Below are 18,167 nucleotides of genomic sequence, written 5' to 3'. Positions count from 1 at the left end.
AAATCAATATGAGGCTGATATGGCAAATTTAGGAAAAGCGGCTTAACTGGGTTGTGTGAATTTGCTTGACCACGTCACTTAAGCGTTTGGGAGAGCAGAATTTTAAACGCTGTAACCGCTCTGTGGCGGTCAACGCAAAACATATCGCGCACCTGGAACAAAAACTCAATCAGCAGCGAGTTGTCATGCAAGGTGGCGAAGCGTTCAAGATTACTCACAAGTATTACTATCAGTTTTGGCTAACAGACTGAACGTCAAATCGCATTTCAGTGCAACATTCTACTATACGACCATGGTACTGCTGGTGGTCTAACTCGCTTATCGTTACACTTACTCACTGAATTTTGGGAATAAGTACTAGGACCTGCTAGGCCTAATAAGGAGCGATAGTGCGAGATGTAAGAAACATGATAGTGGGCGCAGTTTTAGTGTTTGCTGCTTATTATCTTGGGCTAGTTGTCGTTAATGTGAGTGCCCTTCCTATTCCAGGCCCATTAATGGGCTTATTCCTTTTACTCGCGATGCTTTTTCTTTTTCCTCAGCTTGAGGTTCACACGGCGCGCTTTGTTACTTTTCCCTTGAAGCATATGTCCTTACTGTTTATTCCAGCCGTACTTGGTGTATCTATTTATTGGGCTGACATTCAGTCCAATGCACTTGCCATTGCTATCGCGATTATTGTAACGACCTCGATAAGTTTAGGGATAACTGCTTGGTTTTCGCAGCAATTGTTTAACAGCAAAAGTGGCAGCGGCTCAGATGTGGCAAGCAAGGGTGGAAAGCAAGAATGAAGGAGGCTCTACATCAAGCATTTAGCTTAACGGGGTTATTGTGGCTTAGCGTTTCAATAATTGGCTACATTATTGCCCTTTGGGTGAACAAAAAATGCAAAGGTCACCCGCTAGCGCATCCCATTGTCGTTACCGCGCTGATTGTGTCAGCTGGCCTTTATTTAACTGAAACAGGGGTTACTGAGTATCAACAGGCGGCTTCTTTGTTGCATTGGTTGCTAGGGCCTATCACTGTGGCATTAGCACTACCCATTTACAGACAATGGCAAAAGCTAAAGCACTACGGCTGGCGGTTAATGGCGAGTATTGTTTTTGGTGGCATACTCGCGCCTTTCACCGCGTGGCTTACTTTGTTTGCACTAGATGCACCGCGTGCAATACAAATTACCATGTTAGCTAAATCAATCACCACGCCCCTTGCTATGGAGTCGAGTGCGCAGGTTGGCGGCATTCCCGCATTGGCTGCCGTTTTTGTCATTGTGACGGGTGTAGTTGGAGCCATTGTGGCTACTGGTGTGTTTGCGGTCCTCAATGTACAAAATCGACAGGCGCAAGGTATTGCTATGGGCACGGTGGCCCACGCAATTGGTACAGCCAAAGCTATTCAAATGGGGGAAGACGTGGCGGCGATGGCGACTCTAGGCCTTTGTGTAAATGGTATATTTACTGCGTTGGCACTACCTGTCATTTTTGGTTTCTTTATTTGATAGCTTTTCTCGTATCTTGGCGTTCTATCTATTCGTTGTGATTTAGTCTGACCAAGCCTGCAATTACCCGCCTTGGCTAAAAGGTGCACAAGCTGCTGGAAAAACGCGTAGCAAAGAATCAACGCGCGCTGATGTTTGTGAGTAAAAACGTGCTGGCAATATTCCCCAAAAGTGCTATTTCTTAGTGAGGTGTTTCGTATCACTATATGCATGGTATCTATTCAAACAAAAAGTAACCGGGTTACTGCGAAGTGTAAGTTAACTCAAATCGTTACTTCAGTTCACAGTAGTTGTGCCGATACAATTGAAATTGCTAGAAAATACCGGCGGTAGCTGGTTTCAAAAGCTAGGTGGTAAAAGAACTTAATGTTTTCTGTACTCGTATGTGACGACTCGTTAGTTGCGCGCAAGCAAGTGGCTAAATGCCTTCCTCAAGATTGGGAAGTGGCCGTACATTTTGCGAAGAATGGTCAAGATGCTCTATCGGCTCTCGCTGAAGGAAAGGGCGATCTTCTATTGCTCGACCTCAATATGCCCGTTTTAGATGGGTACGGCACATTAGAAGCAATTCAGAAACAAGGTCTTAAAACCAAAGTTATTGTTGTGTCTGGTGATATTCAGCCTGAAGCTCATGAAAGAGTGACATCGCTTGGCGCTTTGGACTTTATTCGAAAGCCGGTGGATCCTAAGAAGCTGGCCGAGGTACTAGATAAATTCAACATTCTTCATGTTGAAGAGGAAGAGCCGGAAGAAGTTTCACCGCTAGACCCTGAAATCCGCGATTGTTACCAAGAAATCACTAACATAGCCATGGGGCAAGCGGGGGATCATTTAGCCCGCACCATGAACGTGTTTGTTGAACTGCCTATTCCCAACGTTAATTTAATTGAAGTGTCTGAACTTCACATGATGCTTTCTGATATTGAGAGCCATGAACAAGTTACTGCGGTATGCCAAGGCTTCTTAGGGCCAGGTGTTAGTGGTGAGGCATTGTGTATTTTGAGCGACTCTAGCTTTGACGACGTGGCTAAAATACTCAATGTAGAAGGCGAAGTTGACGACCAGCTTCAGTTAGAGCTGCTTATGGATGCTGCGAGTATTTTGATTGGCACCTGTTTAACAGGGCTGGCCCATCAAATGGACATTAACTTCAGCCAAGGTCACCCCATTGTACTTGGTCAACACCGTGCCATCACTGAAATTATCAGCATGAACCAAATAAAATGGAAGCGAACGTTGGCGATTGAACTTAGCTATGGCTTGGAAGGCTACAATGTTCAGTGTGATTTGATTTTGTTGTTCACGGAAGAGTCTATGAAAATGATGAATTCTAAACTCGCCCACTTGTTGGAGGATTTTTAATGAGCCAGCATTTAGATGAGTTACAAGAATTTCACTGGATGATGGACATGCTACAAACGGTAGACGTTGGCATTGTCGTACTAGACCGCAACTTCACAGTGCAAGTGTGGAACGGTTTTATGGAAAGTCACAGTGGGCTTTTGCCGAGTGAAGTAAGAGACAAAACGTTATTTTCGTTATTTCCCGCAATCAAACAAGACTGGTTTATTAAGAAAGCTAAGCCCGTTTTCGACCTAAAAACCCGTGCCTTTATGACATGGGAACAACGCCCTTATTTGTTCAAGTTTCCAAACTACCGGCCGATTACAGGTAGTGAGTCATTCATGTACCAAAACATCACACTTTCTCCTCTTACCTCTGCGACGGGTAAGGTGGATTTTATCAGTATGATGATTTACGACATGACTGATGTAGCGGTAGGTAAAAAGCAGCTAGAAGCGCTACAAGTAACAGTGTCTGAAGCGCAAGAAGCAAGCTCACAATCAGATAGAGCAAAGAAAACCTTCTTATAACCGCTACGTGTAATCCGTGAGAGTATATTGTTCATCTTGCGGTTCTATCTACATCAAGTTTTTACTCGCACTGAGCATAGAACAGCGGCACAGAGTGCGATGGGAGTACGTATGCAATCAAGTTCGTCTTCATTTTCAAGCTACCTTCCTCGCACCGTAATACGCGGGCTTGCAGTTATTGGTGGTGCTTTCATTCTAGCAGCCTGCGGTGGTGGCGGAGGCGGAGATGGTGACTCTAGTGGTGGGGGATCTGGCAATGGCAACTTAGTTGTTAATGCAGGCGCTAACGCTACCGTAACGGAAGGCGTGACCTATTCACTAAGTGCACAAGTGAGTGGTGGTGATGGCAAGTATACGTACAACTGGAGCGCGTCTCCATCGCTGACCATTACACATGAAGACACCAGCGCTTCTGCAGCGAGCTTCGTTGCGCCGTTAGTTAATAGCGCCACTGAATACACGCTTACCGTCTCGGTAAACGATCAAAGCGGTAATACGGCTAGTGACTTCACGGTAATTACTGTTGCGCCGGTAAACATAGCGCCGGAAGCAAGTATTGATGTGCCTGCGTGGGAAGGTCTGCCAGCGAATACTTTCCCAGGCGGCGTTGAAATTATTTTTGATGGCACGGGAAGCAGCGATACTGACTCATCTACGTCCGATGGCGAAATTGCCGATTATGTTTGGTCTCAAACCAGCGGCACTAACGTTATTACGGGAGTGGAAACGAACCTTTCTACCTTAACAATTACTACGCCTATCGCTAACGAGTCTCAGGAACTCACTTTTCAACTTGAAGTAACTGATAGCGAAGGTGCAACCGACGTAGACACAGTGACAATCTCAGTGCAGTCTGAAACCGAGACACTGCCTGTGGTTGATGCGGGCTTCTCGCAAGGCGTTTTCAGTGGTGAGGTGGTTATTTTGGATGGTGAAGCAAGCACCAGTATTCCCAGTGCTTTACCGCTTACTTATTCTTGGGAGCGCAGTAACAACGTTACATCTAACAATGGGGCAAACACCGGAGTGGCAGCTCGCCCGGTAGATGACAACGATGCACTATCTACGTTTGCTATTGCCCCTTCCGTATCCACCGCGACTGTGGTGGCCTATACACTTACTGTAACAGACGCTAACAACAACAGTGTTGAAGACACCATTAACGTTAGAATACGCCCCATGCCGACGCCGCTATTGAATGACACGGGATTTTTGCAGCAAGCCACCAATAATGCGTTAACAGAGGCGCAGCAAAATGATTTTCCTGGCCAAGACGGACAACGCGGAGCTGATATTATTGAACAGAGTGGCTTAATTGAAAAAGCTGGGCGTGGTAAAGCCGGCTTCGACTTTACCCGTTTAAATGCCAATGGCGACGAACAAGACGCCAGCGCAGATACGTGGTCGTGCGTTCGAGACAATGTCACCGGATTGGTGTGGGAAGTTAAAACTGACGATGGGGCATTTCAAGATAAAGACTACACCTATTCTTGGTACAGCGAAGAGGTAAATGGCGGTTTTGAGGGCGACCAGACAGGCGCGAATGCAACGTGCTTATTAACCAGCTGTAATACCTCTGCATATGTACAGGCGGTTAACGCACAGGGTCTGTGTGGTTTTTACGACTGGCGGCTACCTACTCACCATGAACTCTTTTCGTTAATGCATTTAGGCATTGCCGACGACGTGGCCATTGATGAAGATTACTTCCCTAACACCGGTGCAGTCTCTACCGAGCCCCTATGGTATTGGACCTCAGTGCCAAGTGCTGATGGGGTAAACAGTGATGATGCACAAAATGCATGGGCATTGGGTTTCGATTCAGGTGTCGATAACTTTCTTAATAAGTCATCAGCGGCGCGTGTTCGTCTTGTAAGAGCAGGGAGATAGTCATGAGCAATAAAGTTAATAAATCCGCTCAACGCGTACTGAAAAGCGCAGTGCTAACTACACTCAAAATGGTTGCGGCCTCGACGTTGCTTGCTAGTGCATCGCTTTCAGCTTTCGCTCAAGAGTGCTTGTCTGATGGACTAGAAACCACGCCCAACGATAACTTTGAAGCAGTGACTACCAGTACTTTGTTGGATACCACCACAGATTTAGTATGGAGACGATGTTCCGAAGGGCAAACTTGGGACGGCTCAACTTGCAGTGGTGAAGCGGTAAAGTATACGTGGCAGCAGGCGCTACAACTTGCGCAGCAGGCGAGTAACGAAGACCTGCTAGGATGGCGCTTGCCCAACGTTAAAGAGTTGGCCACCTTAACGGAACGCGACTGCGTACGCCCGGCGATTAATAGCTCGCTTTTTCCTGCAACGCCGCCAGATGATTTTTGGACTTCTACCCCTTCGGCAGATGATCCAGACAGAGCCTGGGTTGTTGCATTCTTTAATGCGAGCCATTCGATTAAAGAGAAAGACCGTTTCATTTACGTACGATTGGTGCGCACCTACACCAACGAATAGGTGTAGATAAAGATCTACACCGCTTCGTATTAGTCTTTCGTCTAGTATCTGACCCTTAGACTTTTTATCAACAAAGCACGCTCTATAATGCGTGCTTTGTTTTTTGGTTTGAACGTCAATTTTAAAGAAAATCGACACTCTTGCTTAGAGCCTGTTGACCTTTGGTGAATAACAAAAGTCTACAGGCCCTAGTATCAAGCTGCGTTTTGAGTAGATTGATAATATCGACATGTTCAACCTGATTTTTAGCACGTTAGACTCATGATGGCTTTTTATTTCCCAGTAAGCTAGCCACAATGTTGGTATGAAAATGATATCGAGCCTTAAGGCTGCCCTTTTTACAATTTGTTTATTCGCTGGACTTAGCACATCGGCGCAGGCTGAATATACCTGTAATATCGATTTTGCTTACGGTATTGCCGTTAATAACGAACAGCTTCGCGTAATGGATAAAACCCGCACCGTAGTTCAGATTAATGACCAAAACCAGCTATTTGTAGGTGGACGTTGGCAAACCTTGAATGAGCAAGAACGGCAGTGGCTAGAAGAGTATTCTTCAGGGTTACACTATGTAGTACCAAAAATGATTATTTTGGCCACTGAAGGTGTAGATTTAGCTATTGATACCATTGAGCATGTTTACCTAGGCTTAGTAGGCAGTGATCACGACAGCTATGAGCGTTTGAATGCTGCTATGAAGCGTGTTCAAAACCGCGTGAAAGATAAATTCAGGCATGCCAGTAATCATTATTTTATCGGCCCAGGATCACTGGAAAGCGTTGATGAATTCGTGGATAGTGAAATTGAAGCGCAGCTTGAGGAAGCAATTTCTACCTCTGTTGGCGGTATATTATCGGCGATCAGTGGTATCAACACTGGAAGTGGCGAAGTAAATCAAGAGAAAGTAGCGGAAATTACTCGTCAGCTCAATAACGTGGGTGAGCACCTTGATGTGGGTGATAAGGCTACGACATTGCGTAAAAAGGCAGAGTGGTTTTGTGAAAAGCTCAAACGCTTAGACGTAGCGGAAGAAAACCTTCGCGCAAGCGTGCCTGCTTTCAAGCCTTACAATATCATTACGCGACATGATAAGAGTGAAAACTAGCTGAAATAAGTAATACGTGTACTAATCCTGGTTAAAGACTGATTAAGACAGAAAAGCCTGCGTGAGCAGGCTTTTTTGATCTAGCTTTTCGGTTGGCTCAAATGGGCAAGGTTATACGAAACACGACAGCAGAGAGTTAAGATATCTACGTCCTTTAGCGGTTACCTGCCAGTGACTATCTGAAATAGAAAGTAGCCCCTGGTGATGAGCATCAGACAGTGCGCGTTTAACGTCATCCGTTAACTCAGTACCTGTGAAGTCACTAAAATCACTCATCGGGCAAGGCTCAACTAAACGAAACCTATTCATAAAAAACTCAAACGGCAGGTCGTCTGCACTAACCAGCGTTTGCGTATCTAAATACGGGCGGCTCATTTCCATGTAGCCTCTTGGATGCTTCACTTTAACGGTACGATGAATTGTGCCGTTAGCGGCATCGGTAATCTTCCCGTGGGCACCGCATCCAATACCTAAGTAATCGCCAAAACGCCAGTAATTCAGGTTATGGCGGCATTGGTGCCCGGCTTTGGCGTAGCCTGAAATTTCGTACTGGTGATAGCCTGCACGCTCTAAGAGGCTGTGGCCTTTTTCCTGTATTTCCCACAGGATGTCGTCGTCTGGCAGTTCTGGCGGCTTTGAATAGAAAGGCGTGTTTGGCTCGATAGTAAGCTGGTACCACGACAGGTGATAGGGAGCGAGCTCAATACCTTGCTTTAAATCTCCCATGGCATTCTCTACGCTTTGCTCAGGTAGACCATGCATGAGATCTAAATTAAACGTGGGTAGCCCTGCGCTGTGTGCTTGTTTTACCGCATTTTCAGCTTGGCTCTCATCGTGGATACGGCCTAGCACTTTTAAATGCTTCGGCTGAAAGCTTTGAATGCCCACCGATATTCGGTTTATGCCTGCCTGATAAAAGCCCGCAAACTTACCAGCCTCAACGGTACCTGGGTTGGCTTCCATGGTGATTTCAGCAGTGTCGCTCAAGTTAACCCGCTGTTTGACGCCTTTTAAGATGTCAGCCATGGCCTCGCTTGAAAACAAACTGGGCGTGCCACCGCCTATAAAGATTGTCTCGACAGGGCGGTCGCCAATGCGTTTGGCATCAATGGCTAAATCGTCCAGCAGGTGCGCCACATATTCTTTCTCGGGTAAATCAGATTTAAGCCCGTGAGAGTTAAAGTCACAGTACGGACACTTTTGAACACACCAAGGAATGTGGATATAAAGGCTAAGCGGTGGATTACGCAAAAGTCGCTCTCATATTATCAAGCAAAATCGCTAAGGCGTTGCCGCGATGGCTAATACGGTTCTTTTCGGCTTTCTCCAATTCTGCAGCTGTGCAGCCATGAGTTGGCACGTGAAATACCGGGTCGTAACCAAAACCGTCGTTACCAGAGCGAGCAGTTAAAATTTCACCTTGCCATTTACCTTGACTAACTAATGGCACTGGGTCGTCAGCATGGCGCATAAACACTAATGTACAGAAGAAATGCGCTTTACGCTGGGTTTCGCCATCTAGGGCAGCTAATAGCTTGTCGATATTGGTATCGTCAGTTGCATCAGCGCCAGCATAGCGGGCTGAATAAATACCGGGTGCACCGCCGAGGGCGTCAACCACTAAACCCGAGTCGTCAGCAATAGCAGGAAGGCCTGTTACTTGTGCCGCATGACGCGCTTTAATAATGGCATTTTCAACGAATGTTGTACCTGTTTCAGGCACATCAGATACACCTAATTCTTTTTGCGCCACAACGTCTACGCCGTAATCTGCAAATAAGGATGCAAACTCTCGCACCTTGCCTTGATTACCTGTGGCTAAAACAATCTTTTCTGGGAATTTCATTGTGCCAGACTCCTCATTTTTTCTTTGCCCCTGAAATAAGCTCGAACACATTTATCGGGTTACACTAGGTTATTCAGGACGAAGGTTGGGAGTGGTTTGAGCAAACCCTCTGCCGCAGGGATGCGGCAGCGGAGCGCACACGGATGTGTTTACCGCGTGTTTGCGAAAGCCACTCCCAACCTTCGGCCATCGCATCACTCACCCTCTACGTGCTCGAGTTTTACTTTTTCTTTTTAGGCTTAGCTTTTGCCTTGGCTTTGTCTTTGGCCTTCACTTTTTTCTTTTTGGGGCCAATCTTAGGCGTTTTGTTTTTAGGGCGTAGCTCGTCAATAACGCGAGCTTTAAGTGGTTCGCCCATGTATCGTGCGGTTTTGGCTACCATGTCAAAATCGTGGGCCTCAACCAAAGATATTGCAGTACCTTTGGCGCCAGCGCGGCCGGTTCTGCCAATGCGGTGCACGTAAACGTCGGCTTTGCGCGGCATGTCGAAGTTAATAACATGGCTCACGTTAGGCACATCAATACCGCGGGCAGCAACATCCGTTGCCAGCAAGATAGGTACTTCACCACTTTTGAAACGGGCTAGCGCTGCAATACGTTTGTCTTGTGGCATTTCACCCTGTAGCCAGCACACTGGAATATCTTTCGAGGCTAAGAAGTCCTTAAGCATTTGCAGGCGTTCGCGGGTTTTCACAAACACAACCGCTGACGTCGTGGTTTCTTGCTTCAAAATATTCACCAGCAACGCTTGCTTGTGATTCATGTCGTCAGCAAGGTGATACCACTGATGAATTTTGTTTTTTTCTTTGCGCGATGGGTTCGCTTCAATCACTTCAGGATTGTTAAGGATGTCATGAGCGAAGGTCTTAACGCCTTTGCCTTCAAGCGTGGCAGAGAACAATAAGTTTTGCTTGCGCCAGCGCGCTTCGGCAGCAATTTGGTTAACTACCGTTGAGAAACCCATATCCAACATGCGGTCAGCTTCGTCAAGGATCAAGCACTCGATATCACGGCAATCTGCGGCTTCTTTTTCGATATGCTCAAGCAAACGACCTGGCGTGGCCACAAGAATATCGAGATTCTTGCTTAAGGTTTCTTTATCGGTACCGTAGTTAATACCACCGGTTATTACCCCGCACACAATTTGCGTATGTTTGGTGATAGCAACCGCTTGTTCGTAAACCTGTAGCGCTAACTCGCGGGTAGGCGTTAGGATCAAAATACGTGTAGCACCAGGCTGTCTGCGCGGATAATCAAGTAAAAACTGGCATGCAGGCAATAAGAAAGCGGCTGTTTTACCCGTACCTGTAGGAGCAGAGGCCAAGATATCTCGTCCATCCAACGCATGCGGGATAACCAGTTCTTGAATGCTAGTTGGAGTTTCAAACCCCATATCGGCAGCTGCGTGACACAGTGCTTCGTCTAATTCGAGTTCTTCGAAAGTCATAGTATAAAAAACGCTCTAAATGAATGGGGCGTATTGTAGCATTGCTATACCAAAACATTGAGAAAAACTGGCGTTAAATTCGCACACCGTAGGTAAATACACATTCTGATGCTAACGGGTTGGTACTGTTGGCGTTAAGTAAGTGCAAGTGCGTCAAATCGAGCTTACTCACTTTATCCTCACTTTCAACCCGTGAAATTTCGAAGTAGTAGTTGGCGTACGGTGAATTTGGTTCTTGAAGCTCTAGGTAAGGAAACTGGCGATACTTCCATTTACCCTTTACGTCTTCTGAAGATGTGGGCGTTTGAAGTGTGAGGGTATACGTACCGTCTTTGTACAGCGTGAGGCGCTCGCCGTTACCACATCCATTGGCGATATAGTTATGGATAAGATCTTGGGCAAGGAGGGTTCCGTGGGGGCGATTGCCGTCAGGAAACACGAACAGCGCCAAAGAGTTTTTAGTATACCAATGATTGCCTTTAGTGAGCGATTGGACACGGTTTATAGAGTAACCCGCATGCTCTGCGATGCTAGTGGTATTGTCGATTGCTTCTGGTGATTGTAGCAGCAATGAATAGATCAACGTATTTGTAGACACGGATGTAGGAAAATCAAAGTCGTTTACTTCAACATTCAAGCCTTGGTCCGTTAACTGTTCAGATAAGGCTTGAACTTTGGACGGTTCAAGATATTTGCCATAAAGGTAGACGGTTGGGGGGCTTGCACATCCACTAACTATAAGGGGAAAAGCTAAAGTTATAAGGTACGTTATTATTGTTTTTTTCACTTAAGAATCTCCAAGCCGATGCCAGATTTTTTCATTTAAAAGGGCGAATCGTTTGTTTAAAGCGAAGCGCGCTTTGAAGCTGTTATTTAACGAGCTGCGAACAAGCAACGAATAACTAGCGAGCAACTGTTGCACAAGAACGCACAAATACAGTTAAGGATTACATTTGTAATCTAAACTCGATAATAGCGACATGTTCCAGCGGTGTAAACGAAAACTTGTTAGCAAAAAGGTGGGACAAAGGCTGTGAGGGACGGTATCGGCATTAGGTATATCACAGTGGTGTAACCAGTGCGCGGTAATCCCAGTTTTGAAGCACGCCATCAGAGGAGAGGGTAACAACATCACCATCCTCGTTCAGTGTTATAGCGTGAGTGGTGGCTTCGCTTGAGTAGCGTTTAATTTCCCATGAGGCTATCTCTTCGCCAGAGTTAGCATGCCATAGCGTTACCACTGATTTGGGTGATGTTGTCATTAGGTAGTCACCGTTTTCTAAAAATAACCCTTTTCGGAAAAAGCGGAAACGTTCCATAAATTGTAGTTCAGAGATCACTTCATGGGTGGCGAGATCAATAATTTCGTGGCTGTTCAGCGCATCGGATATAAAAGCTCGCTGAGCTCTATTGTCTAGCACTGAAGCGGTAACTCGACTGCGATATTGCCTTTCCAGCAACACATCGTTTTTGTCTAAGTCCCATAGAAACCAGCGCTTATCTATTCCTCCAGAAAACGCATAGTCATCAGAAAAATAGCCTACATGAAGCACTTTCATTGTATTGTGCTGGTATTGCAATGCAGTACCGTTATCAAAATTTAGTAGCAATACGGTACCGTCAGTCATACCAACTAGTGCGCTGTCACCATGGTGGGATAGGGAAGTTGATGACGCTGTGGCGCCGGGATCTTTACCACTAAAATGCCAACTACCTACCACATCACCTGAGTGCAAGTTAATCAGTGTAGTGCTCCAATAGCCTGTGAGCGCTAACCATGCCTTGTCTTTGGAAAACGTAATGAGGTGCAGTGACTCTTCATCAAGCACGTCACTATGCCATTTGTAGCGCTCTCGTTTTTCATCAACATCCCAAACAGACACCGAGGAGTCGTCAAAAATGAATGCCGCAAGACGGGCATCCTCCGAAAGCGCAGCTTTCCTCACTGGCTCTTGGGTAAAGCGAAACTCGTGAACAGGTAATACGCGCGTCTCTTCAGTGCAACCAAAAAGCGCAAGGAGAACGGTGAAAAGTAAATAAAAAAGTGGTGACGCTAAAGGTGAGAGAAAGCGTCCGTACGTTTTTCTTTCGATCATTGCTTTAGCACAATTATGTATTAATAGAGGCAATAGCGGATAGCTTTGCCCGGTTAAGCGCGTCTTTTATTCCAGGGCCTTTAACGCCCGTGGCAATGATATCTTGCACGTTCACTTGGTTGGCGGCTGATAATGCATTTTCAATTCGCTTTCGTTGGCGTTGCCAATCTATGCCCTTGTTATGAGCATAAGGTGCAAAAGCGCTAAGTAACAATGTGAAACGTTCTTCTCTACGCCACGCATCACAGCCATTGAACAAGGCAAGTAAATCGGCGGGCGAGTTCTGAGCGTTCAAAAGAAAGCCTTTGAATTTACAGGCAAGGCGGACGATTTCACTAACTTGGTTTTGCACTTTGAGCCGACTGCATAACTGTTTCGCTTGTTCCTCATTAAGGTGAGTGAGCAGGGCAGTAAACCTTGTTATCAGCCTAGCGGTTTCTGAATCGCTGCTTTCAGGTAATGGGGTTTCTGAACCCGTGTCTTTAACAACGCTCTCGTTTTCAACCTTTTCTAGGTCTACCGCCGTTTTTAACGTTTCCAGAGCAGTATCTACGTTTCTTTTAAGCTCAGTAAACCAGTCATTGAGGCCATGGGCTTGCTTTAATACAGTGAAAAAAACATGCGGTGTTTTCTCTAAAAGACTGCGCTTTGTTTCTTGCCATACCCGCTCTGCACTTAGCGTGCTTAGCTCGCCGCTTTGCGCCATAGACTGCATAAGAGCCATGGTTTCAGTAGCGATAGTAAACCCCAAATAAGCATAGCGGGTGGCAAACCGAGCAACGCGAAATACGCGTAAAGGGTCTTCACTAAAGGCTTCAGATACGTGGCGAAGTAGGCGGTTTTCTAAATCTTTTTTACCACCATAGGGGTCGATAAGGTTTCCAAGGTTGTCTTGCGCTATCGCGTTAACGGTAAGGTCCCTGCGTAACAAATCTTCTTCTAACGTGACCGAGCTTGATGCATCGCATACGAAACCGGTGTAACCTTTTCCTGACTTACGTTCTGTACGTGCAAGTGCGTATTCTTCCTGTGTTTTAGGGTGTAAAAAAACAGGGAAGTCTTTGCCTACTTGGGTAAAACCCTGGCTGAGCATTTCTTCTGGCGTGGCGCCCACCACGACATAGTCGCGTTCAACAACTTTTCTGTTTAACAGTGCGTCACGTACTGCGCCACCAACGAGATATACTTGCATGCTTTTCCAACGATTTTTTAGTCAGTAATACTTTTTATATTGGGAATCCATCGACTTTTGACGTGTAACGAAAATCAACCTTCCCAAGATAACAGAGGCGCAGTATAGCAATGTTACAAATAAAATTCGTAGCCACATCGTTATGCGCTTTCACTTCAAGGTTGCGTCTGGTAGTTTAATCGTCGTTAAAAATTAAAACAGATAGGCGCTTCAGCAACCATGTATTTGAACTACTTCGGGTTAAATGACAATCCTTTTTCGATTGCGCCTAACCCCGATTATTTGTATATGAGCCCAAGGCACAAAGAGGCTTTGGCCCATTTGACCTTTGGCCTCAGAGAAAGCGGTGGTTTTGTAATGCTCACCGGAGAAGTGGGCACGGGAAAAACAACGGTATCGAGAAAACTGTTGCAGCAGCTACCCGATAATACGCAGGTAGCCATGATTTTGAATCCTACCTTGTCCGCCCTTGAGCTATTAGCAACGGTTTGTGATGAGCTGGGCTTGGCTTATACACCTGAAAAAGCAAGCCTTAAGTACTTCACCGATTTGATTTTGTCTAAGTTAGCAGAGAATCATCAGTCAGGTATGAATACGGTACTAATGGTTGATGAAGCGCAGCATCTGTTGCCCGAAGTACTAGAACAACTTCGTTTATTGACCAACCTAGAAACGAATCGTGAAAAACTGTTAAAAGTAGTATTGATAGGTCAGCCTGAATTACAGCAGTTGTTAAAGCGTAACGAATTACGTCAGCTGGCTCAACGCATTACCGCTCGTTATCATCTGCTGCCCTTAACTGCGCCAGAAGTTAGTGCTTACATAGCACACCGCTTAAGCGTGGCTGAAGGTGATATCAGCATTTTCAGTAAGTCTACATTGCGCGCGGTGCATCAAATTACTGGTGGGATCCCAAGGGTAATTAATTTGCTGTGCGATCGGGCGTTAACCTTATCTTTTACTAAGCAGCATGCGGTTGTGCAAAAGCCTATATTCTTGGCCGCGGCAGAGCAAATTCTTGGTGAAGATGTTGTCAGTCAGCGCGTGCAAAGTCAGCGTAAATGGTATCTCGCATCGGCGTTTGTTTTGGCCATCATATTCGGCTACGGGTTAGGGAGTTTGTATGTCTAATATCGTTGCCATTGAAAATTTAGTGCCCGGTATGGTGATTGTTCAAATTACCAAGCAAAATGGGCCAGTTAAAATTAGAAAGTCGGGTTTAGTGACCAGCGATGCTATGGTGCAGGGCTTGTCTGAAATGGGCGTGCAAGAGGTAGAAATAGACCCTGAGCAAACCGTGGAAATAGCGCCGGCAGTTCATCATAGAACACAAACCCAAGCCTTGCTTCGGGGCGAGCACGACACTACCGCCAAATTTGATAAATCCCTTAACGAGCAGTTTAATCGAAGCTTGTTTTTACCCACAGTAGAAGGGCTTCCGTCAGCATGGAAGCTTTACACCAAGCAAGTTGCGCTTTTTGCCGTCGTTATTCTTGGTGGTTTATGCATTGGCTTTTCCGCCGCTACGGCAAAACGCTGGTGGCCAATGCTAACTGCACCCGCTTCTGTACCGGTGGCAGACCCTGAAAGCTCAGTTTCTCAGGTTGAAGCAAGCGGAGGCGCTTCAGCGCTTACGACCACGCAAAGTAGTAATGAAGCACCAGGCACTTCAAGCAACGAAAGTGAACAGGTATCTTCTAACATTCAGGGAAGTGGGCAAAGCGCAGGTTTAAATGAAACTGCTAACACGGCGGTAAATGCAAACATGAGTAACGGCGGTGCAGCTCAGCAAGGCACGCAAGCGAACGCTATGGTAAATAACCAGTCTGTTGGCAACTTAGCTGCAACGCGAAATACTGATTTAGGTGCAGTTCCAAATACAAACCCAAACACAACAGGTACTCAGAATCGCTACAATAACGATGTGTCCCAACGTTCTGGCGCCGAGCGAAGTAGTGGAAATGAGCGTGGCTCTTCAATGGATACAAGACAAACTGAGACTTCAGGGAATTATGAAGGGAAAGTATTAAATGAAGCTGCGTCTCAATCTGACGTATCCGTGTCACCAGAGCTCATGGCCCGTTTTAATGCTGCCGTTGAAGCGCTAGACTCAAAGGCACAAGATAATACACCCGCTGAAGAGCAAACAAGGGTGACGGTTAAAGACGAACTACCCCGTGTAGATCAGCTACCCGTTCGCTTGTTAACACGACTTCCTACCATGAACTTTAGCGCGCATATGTATGCGTCTCGTCCTGCCGATAGATGGGTGAGAGTCAATGGCCGTCAAATAGGTGAGGGCGACTGGATTGCCGATAGAGTGCAGATAGTCAATATTGAAGCGCAACGTGTGGTGCTTGCTTTCGAAGATGAGATTTTTACTATGGCGGCGTTAACCGATTGGTAATTGCTATCTGTTAGTTCCAAAAAACACTAACAAGAAATACAAAAAAGGCCCTTTGAAAAGGGCCTTTTCGCTGTTTAAACTGTGTTTTCTACAGCGGCATCTGATTGATGAAAACGTCTTTAAAGAATTTTGGTAAGTTCAAACTAAACTCTTCGGGGCGAACGCCTGACACAATCTCATCGTCGTACTGACTTAAATCAACGCGTTTCACTTCATTGAAATGCTGCGACGTAACGCTGTAAAAGGTCATAACGTGAGGGCTTACTGGGTCTTTAGGGTTGACTTTGCTAACAATACCTAATTTACCGCTCTTTAACCTCACTAAGGAGCCAACAGGGTGCACGCCAATACACTGGATAAATTGTTTTACCAATTCTTGGTCTAAGTTCTCTGTCGCAGTTAGTCGCTTTAGCGCCTGAGTAGGCGTGATACTGTTTTTGTGCGTACGATTAGATGTCATGGCATCGTATGCATCCACAATGGCAGCAATACGCGCGAACTCTGAGATTTCGTCACCAACCAATCCTCTCGGGTAGCCGCTTCCATCAACGCGCTCGTGGTGCTCTTCAATGATGCGTAGCGATAGGTCAGAAATATCGCCACACTGTTCAACTAGGTCTGCACCAATTTCAACGTGAGTTTTCATCACTTCCCAATCATCACTGGAAAATTCGCCTGTATTATTGCGAATTTCATCTGGCAGGGAAGACATGCCGATATCCATCAATAGGGCACCTAAACTCACTTGCTCTGTGGTATCTCTGTCATAGCCAAGAAACTCACAGAATATGCCGCTTAGTACACTGCAATTAATACTGTGCTCAAGAAGGTACTGGTCGGTATCCTTGATCATAGTCAGGCAGCTCAGCGCATCTTTATTATCAAATACACTTTCGATCAGGCTTTGCGACAGCGACTCCATGGGAGACAAATCTTTTACCGCCCCATTTTTAAGCGACTTTAAAAAGCTGCTTTGAATAGCAATTGCGCTGCTGTAAAGCTCGTTGGCTTCGTTAATTGAATCACGACCCACTGGCTTAACAACCGGTTTAGTCACTTCGGGCTCTTTTTCTTTAGCTGGCTCGGGTGGCACAGCTGGCTCGGGCAGCTTAGACTTCGCAAGATCTACTTCGACGCTTAAAATACCTTTCGATTTTAGACTATCAATAATGGCTTGGGTTTTCACAATGCCTTTAGAGCGCATTTTAAGTGAGCCTGTTTGTTCAAGTACTTGATTGACGTACATTCCTGGCTGCAAATCATCAATGGGTACCTGTTCTAGCATTATTTCTCCTGTGAGGCACAACGTTGCCATAGCCTTCAATTACAATAGAAATGAATAGTACGATATTCCAGTGAAAAAAGTGAGGAGTTTATTCGTCTTTAGTATAGCTAGAGTCAGCGAATATAAGATTAACGTATTCGTGAGAAAACGTGTGACGTGTAAATGTGTCGAGAAGTTGCTTATAGCTCAAATCAGGTGAACTGATATTCTCTATGCGGTTTGGTATTAGGCGTATTGATACGAAGTTAAGGTAAAGGCATGGAAGAGAGAAATAAACAGGGTGCCATCTCGCGACAGCACCCATGTGTCATGCTAGGGCCTTGTTAAGCGCTAAAGCCCCACGCTTTTACAACCATGCGGGCTGTTTATCTTCGAAGGCTTCTATAGCACTTGTGAGTTCTAGCGTTTGACCGATAGCATCTAAGCCTTTAATTAGGTTGTTTTTGTGATGCTCAGCAATATCGAAACTGAAGCTTGTATCGTTAAAACTTACCGTTTGCGCTGGAAGATCAACGGTGATCTTAGTTGCTGGGTCTGCCTTCACTGCAGCAAACAAAGCGTCCATTTGCTCGCTTGATAATGCCACAGGCACTAGCTGATTATTAATGCAGTTGCCGTAAAAAATATCAGCAAAGCTGGTGGCAATAACCGTTTTAAATCCAAAGTCGGCAAGTGCCCACGGCGCGTGTTCTCGGCTTGATCCACAACCAAAGTTTTCGCGAGCTAGCAACAGACTCGCACCTTTGTGCTCAGGCTTATTCAGCGCGAACGCTGGGTTTGGCTCTTTCTCTTCTAAATCCAAATAACGCCAGTCGTGAAACAAATGTTTGCCGTAGCCAGCACGCGTTACGCCAGTTAGAAACTGTTTTGGAATAATTTGGTCGGTATCGACATTGGCCTGATCAAGCGGCGCAGCAATGCCTGTGTGTTGTGTAAAACCTTGTTCAGACAT

Annotated in this window: 18 protein-coding genes; 10 read left to right on the top strand and 8 right to left on the bottom strand. The window is 45.9% G+C overall.

Translation table 11 applies throughout. The annotated features are described in order from the left end of the window. Window positions 1-65 precede the first annotated feature (65 nt). From NO989_RS13265 to NO989_RS13230, 8 genes are all read left to right on the top strand, one after another. Window positions 66-251 carry a LytTR family transcriptional regulator DNA-binding domain-containing protein gene (locus NO989_RS13265; RefSeq protein ID WP_371342705.1) on the top strand — a complete coding sequence of 62 codons (186 nt, stop codon included), beginning with the start codon at window positions 66-68 and terminating at the stop codon, window positions 249-251. 138 nt (window positions 252-389) lie between these two features. Beyond that, entirely contained in the window at window positions 390-791 is a 402-nt protein-coding gene (locus NO989_RS13260) for a CidA/LrgA family protein (protein ID WP_039224692.1), read from the top strand. After that, window positions 788-1,498: an LrgB family protein gene (locus NO989_RS13255; RefSeq protein WP_348670301.1), complete on the top strand. Its 711-nt coding sequence runs from the start codon at window positions 788-790 to the stop codon at window positions 1,496-1,498. Before NO989_RS13260 ends, NO989_RS13255 begins: the two co-directional genes overlap by 4 nt. Before the next feature lie 366 nt (window positions 1,499-1,864). After that, the gene (locus NO989_RS13250) at window positions 1,865-2,860 is read left to right on the top strand and encodes a response regulator (RefSeq protein WP_014975809.1); all 996 of its coding nucleotides are present in this window, start codon (window positions 1,865-1,867) and stop codon (window positions 2,858-2,860) included. Continuing rightward, the gene (locus NO989_RS13245; protein WP_014948470.1) at window positions 2,860-3,372 is read left to right on the top strand and encodes a PAS domain-containing protein; all 513 of its coding nucleotides are present in this window, start codon (window positions 2,860-2,862) and stop codon (window positions 3,370-3,372) included. Before NO989_RS13250 ends, NO989_RS13245 begins: the two co-directional genes overlap by 1 nt. A gap of 111 nt (window positions 3,373-3,483) precedes the next feature. Further along, window positions 3,484-5,262, top strand: a complete 1,779-nt coding sequence (locus NO989_RS13240; RefSeq protein ID WP_371342704.1) for a DUF1566 domain-containing protein — start codon at window positions 3,484-3,486, stop codon at window positions 5,260-5,262. Between the two features lie 2 nt (window positions 5,263-5,264). After that, window positions 5,265-5,837, top strand: a complete 573-nt coding sequence (locus tag NO989_RS13235) for a DUF1566 domain-containing protein (protein WP_014948472.1) — start codon at window positions 5,265-5,267, stop codon at window positions 5,835-5,837. A 310-nt stretch (window positions 5,838-6,147) separates the two neighbouring features. Beyond that, window positions 6,148-6,942 (top strand): YggN family protein, encoded by a 795-nt coding sequence (locus tag NO989_RS13230; protein WP_014975812.1) that lies wholly within the window; start codon window positions 6,148-6,150, stop codon window positions 6,940-6,942. Window positions 6,943-7,053: 111 nt separating this feature from the next. Here NO989_RS13230 and hemW read toward each other — a convergent pair whose 3' ends face one another. The 6 genes from hemW to NO989_RS13200 all read right to left on the bottom strand — a co-directional run bounded on the left by hemW (window position 7,054) and on the right by NO989_RS13200 (window position 13,523). Continuing rightward, window positions 7,054-8,193 carry a radical SAM family heme chaperone HemW gene (gene hemW, locus NO989_RS13225; RefSeq protein ID WP_371342703.1) on the bottom strand — a complete coding sequence of 380 codons (1,140 nt, stop codon included), beginning with the start codon at window positions 8,191-8,193 and terminating at the stop codon, window positions 7,054-7,056. Then, complete coding sequence (locus NO989_RS13220) at window positions 8,186-8,788, bottom strand: XTP/dITP diphosphatase (RefSeq protein ID WP_014948475.1); 603 nt, start codon at window positions 8,786-8,788, stop codon at window positions 8,186-8,188. The genes hemW and NO989_RS13220 overlap by 8 nt, the downstream gene beginning before the upstream one ends. A 220-nt stretch (window positions 8,789-9,008) precedes the next feature. Further along, window positions 9,009-10,235 (bottom strand): ATP-dependent RNA helicase SrmB, encoded by a 1,227-nt coding sequence (gene srmB / locus NO989_RS13215; RefSeq protein ID WP_136780629.1) that lies wholly within the window; start codon window positions 10,233-10,235, stop codon window positions 9,009-9,011. 73 nt (window positions 10,236-10,308) lie between these two features. Then, window positions 10,309-11,022: a hypothetical protein gene (locus tag NO989_RS13210; protein WP_371342702.1), complete on the bottom strand. Its 714-nt coding sequence runs from the start codon at window positions 11,020-11,022 to the stop codon at window positions 10,309-10,311. 274 nt (window positions 11,023-11,296) lie between these two features. Further along, window positions 11,297-12,331 (bottom strand): WD40 repeat domain-containing protein, encoded by a 1,035-nt coding sequence (locus tag NO989_RS13205; RefSeq protein WP_371342701.1) that lies wholly within the window; start codon window positions 12,329-12,331, stop codon window positions 11,297-11,299. 13 nt (window positions 12,332-12,344) lie between these two features. Then, a complete protein-coding gene (locus NO989_RS13200) occupies window positions 12,345-13,523 on the bottom strand; it encodes a CCA tRNA nucleotidyltransferase (protein ID WP_371342700.1) in 1,179 nt (392 codons plus the stop codon). Between the two features lie 219 nt (window positions 13,524-13,742). Between NO989_RS13200 and NO989_RS13195 the strand changes: the two genes are divergently transcribed. Continuing rightward, window positions 13,743-14,654 carry an ExeA family protein gene (locus tag NO989_RS13195; protein WP_014948480.1) on the top strand — a complete coding sequence of 304 codons (912 nt, stop codon included), beginning with the start codon at window positions 13,743-13,745 and terminating at the stop codon, window positions 14,652-14,654. Then, window positions 14,647-15,930, top strand: coding sequence for a general secretion pathway protein GspB (locus tag NO989_RS13190; RefSeq protein WP_371342699.1), 1,284 nt, complete (start codon window positions 14,647-14,649; stop codon window positions 15,928-15,930). Before NO989_RS13195 ends, NO989_RS13190 begins: the two co-directional genes overlap by 8 nt. Before the next feature lie 88 nt (window positions 15,931-16,018). Here NO989_RS13190 and NO989_RS13185 read toward each other — a convergent pair whose 3' ends face one another. Next, on the bottom strand, window positions 16,019-17,215 hold the full coding sequence (locus tag NO989_RS13185; RefSeq protein ID WP_371342698.1) for an HD-GYP domain-containing protein: 1,197 nt from the start codon (window positions 17,213-17,215) through the stop codon (window positions 16,019-16,021). Window positions 17,216-17,561: 346 nt separating this feature from the next. Beyond that, entirely contained in the window at window positions 17,562-18,167 is a 606-nt protein-coding gene (gene leuD, locus NO989_RS13180; RefSeq protein WP_014948483.1) for a 3-isopropylmalate dehydratase small subunit, read from the bottom strand.

Source organism: Alteromonas sp. DY56-G5, assembly GCF_041414725.1.
GTDB classification, from domain to species: Bacteria; Pseudomonadota; Gammaproteobacteria; order Enterobacterales; family Alteromonadaceae; genus Alteromonas; species Alteromonas macleodii.
The sequence above is the reverse complement of the archived record's forward strand: the minus strand, read 5'-3'. Positions and strand labels throughout refer to the sequence as shown.